The organism is Paracidovorax anthurii, assembly GCF_003269065.1.
GTDB classification, from domain to species: domain Bacteria; phylum Pseudomonadota; class Gammaproteobacteria; order Burkholderiales; family Burkholderiaceae_C; genus Paracidovorax; species Paracidovorax anthurii.
Genome location: NZ_QLTA01000116.1, coordinates 1 through 2,706 on the forward strand (window position 1 = coordinate 1; position 2,706 = coordinate 2,706).

At 73.9% G+C, this 2,706-nt stretch carries 3 protein-coding genes and 1 pseudogene; 3 read left to right on the top strand and 1 reads right to left on the bottom strand.

Annotated elements, in window-relative coordinates; translation table 11 throughout:
* Positions 1-144: 144 nt before the first annotated feature.
* A complete protein-coding gene (locus AX018_RS24405) occupies positions 145-1,071 on the top strand; it encodes an alpha/beta hydrolase (protein ID WP_245951841.1) in 927 nt (308 codons plus the stop codon).
* Positions 1,068-1,301: a hypothetical protein gene (locus AX018_RS24410; protein ID WP_211322531.1), complete on the top strand. Its 234-nt coding sequence runs from the start codon at positions 1,068-1,070 to the stop codon at positions 1,299-1,301. Before AX018_RS24405 ends, AX018_RS24410 begins: the two co-directional genes overlap by 4 nt.
* Before the next feature lie 23 nt (positions 1,302-1,324).
* Here AX018_RS24410 and AX018_RS24415 read toward each other — a convergent pair whose 3' ends face one another.
* Positions 1,325-2,380 (bottom strand): LacI family DNA-binding transcriptional regulator, encoded by a 1,056-nt coding sequence (locus AX018_RS24415; protein ID WP_111882826.1) that lies wholly within the window; start codon positions 2,378-2,380, stop codon positions 1,325-1,327.
* 210 nt (positions 2,381-2,590) lie between these two features.
* Here AX018_RS24415 and AX018_RS25855 point away from each other — a divergent pair.
* Positions 2,591-2,706 (top strand): annotated as a pseudogene (locus AX018_RS25855) (5-dehydro-4-deoxyglucarate dehydratase); the annotation flags it as partial.

The window sequence follows — 2,706 nt, forward strand, 5'->3', positions numbered from 1 at the left end:
TGGCCCATAGCCGGGCTATGGGCGGCGCACCGCGCCTTGCATCCCGCCCGCACACGCCGCTGCGCGACCCCTGGGAGATCGTGAACACGTTCTTAGATCGTGTTCACGTTCTTACAGGGCTTTCCGGCACGACAGGAGATGTTCATGCACACAGGGATTGGCACGGCGTGGCTCCGGCGGGCGGCCGCCGGGGTGGTGGCCTTGGCGATGGGCGTGGCTGTGGCTGCGCATGCGGCGCCCGGCGCGGCGGACGCGATCGATGGCGTGGCGGAGGCCGGCGCGGACACCGCCTGGACACCGCCCGCCGGCCTGCGGCTTTTGCGCGACCTGCCCTATGGCGCCGATCCGCGCCAGCGCATGGACGTGTACCTGCCGGAGCACCCGCGCGGCGCGCCCGTGGTCTTCATGGTGCATGGCGGGGCCTGGAAGCACGGCGACAAGGCCGGCGCCACCGTCGTGCGCAACAAGGTGGCGCACTGGGTGCCGCGCGGCGCGGTGCTCGTCTCCATCAACTACCGCATGCTGCCGGACGCCGGGCCGCCCGTGCAGGTGCGGGACGTGGCCCGCGCGCTGGCCGAGGCGCAGCGGCTCGCGCCCGGCTGGGGGGCGGACCCGCGCCGCTTCGTCGCCATGGGCCACTCGGCGGGGGCGCACCTCGTGGCGCTGCTCATGGCCTCGCCCGCGCTGCAGCGCGAGGCCGGCGCGCTGCCCGTGCTGGCCACCGTGGCGCTGGACAGCGCCGCGATGGACGTGCCGCGCGTCATGCGGGCCCGCCATGCGCCGCTCTACGACCATGCCTTCGGCCGCGATCCCGCGCAGTGGGAGTCCGTATCGCCCGCGCACCAGTTGCGCCAGAGCGCGCCGCCCCTGCTGGCCGTGTGCTCCAGCCGCCGCGCCATCGCCTGTGACCAGGCGCACCGGCTCGCGGCCCAGGCCCAGTCCCTGGGCATGCGCGCCGAGGTGCTGCCGCAGGACCTGAACCACCGGGGCACGAACGAGCAGCTGGGCCTGCCCGGCGCCTACACCGACGCGGTGGATGCCTTCCTGCGCTCGGTGGGGGGCGCCCCGTGAGCCGCGCGGTGCGGGGCCTGCGGGCCGCGGCGCTGTGCGGCCTGGCCGCCGGGCTGGCCCTGGGCGCGTGGGCGGCCCCGGCGCCCTGGTACTACTGGCGCAGCAAGGTGGACGGGCAGCGCGTGTGCGCCCAGGTATCGCCCGGCCCGGGCTGGGAGCGCGACAGCGCGCCCTACGAAGGCCCGGGCTGCACCGCGCCGCGCAAGGTGTACGTGATCCCCATGCGCTGAGGCGACTGCGCCGGGGCGCCGGCTCAGGCGCTCTCGCGCTCCATGATCGAGAAGCCGATGTCCACCACCGGCTCGGCCACCGCGCGGCCCTCGGCGCGGTCGGCGATGAAGCGCGCGGCCGTCTCGCCGATGCGCGTGCCGTCGATGCGCACGGTGGTGAGGCTGGGCCACTGGGTGGCCGCGAACTCGATGTCGCCGAAGCCCATCACGGCCAGATCACCCGGCACGGCGAGGCCGCGCGCGCGCGCCTCGGTGAGCACGCCCAGGGCCAGCATGTCGGAGCTGCAGAACACCGCGCCGATGTCCGGCGCGCGCTCCAGCAGCGCGGCCAGGCCCGTGCGGCCCTCGGCGTGCGAGGTGGGCGCAGGCCCCCAGTGCAGCGCGGGCTCGGGCAGCCCGAGCCGCTGCGCCGCCGCGAAGAAGCCGCGCTGGCGGCGTGTGGCGCGCTCGTCGTCGCCGCTCAGCACGGCCAGGCGCCGGTGCCCGCGCCGGTGCAGGTAGGCGCAGACTTCCTCGCCCAGGCGCTCGTGCGAGAGGCCCACCAGCATGTCGATGGGGGTGGGCGTGGTGTCCCAGGTCTCCACGATGGGGATGCCCGAGGCCAGCAGCAGCCGCCGCCCCTCGGGCGAGTGCATCACGCCCGTGAGCACGATGCCGTCGGGCCGCCGGCCGACGATGGCGCGCAGCAGCCCGTCCTCGCGCGAGGCCGCGTAGCCCACCTCGCCGAACATCACCTGGTAGCCGCGTGCGTGCAGCGCGTCGGTGAGCGACTGGATCATCTCGCCGAACAACTGGCCGCGCGTGGTGGGCACCAGCGCCATCACGAGGTGGCTGCGCGCGGAGCGCAGGCCGCCGGCCACGAGGTTGGGCACGTAGCCCAGCGCGGCCACGGCCTCCTGCACACGCCCGCGCGTGGCCTCGGTGACCTGCCCGGGCGTCTTGAGCACGCGCGAGACCGTGATCATCGACACGCCCGCGCGCTCGGCCACCTCGCGCAGCGTGACCGCCGCGCGGGCGGGCGCGGGCAGGGGGACAAGCGGGTCGGAGGTGGGGGGCGTGGTGGTGTCGCGCAGCGGCATGCCGCCGAGTCTAGGCGAAAGGGCCACCCCGGCGCGGCAGCCGCGAAATCCAGGGTTTACCCTCTGTGTTTGAGTATTGTTAACGTTAACATTCAACCAGTTCCAGGAAATCGACCCCTGAAATGGCACGGCTCCCGCAGCATGCCATCCGCCCGGGAGGGACGGTTTCCTGGCTTCGGCCCTCTTCTTTTTCCGCCTCGTGACTTCGCCATGCAACCTCAAGAACTGAAATCCATCATGGGCTCCGGCCTGCTGTCGTTCCCGCTGACCGACTTCGACGCGCAGGGCGACTTCAACGCCCGCGGCTACGCCGAGCGCCTCGAATG

Bases quoted from the DNA above. Each gene is read 5' to 3' on its own strand.
- AX018_RS24405 (WP_245951841.1), top strand. From the start codon at position 145: ATGCACACAGGGATTGGCACGGCGTGGCTCCGGCGGGCGGCCGCCGGG.
- AX018_RS24415 (WP_111882826.1), bottom strand. From the start codon at position 2,380: ATGCCGCTGCGCGACACCACCACGCCCCCCACCTCCGACCCGCTTGTC.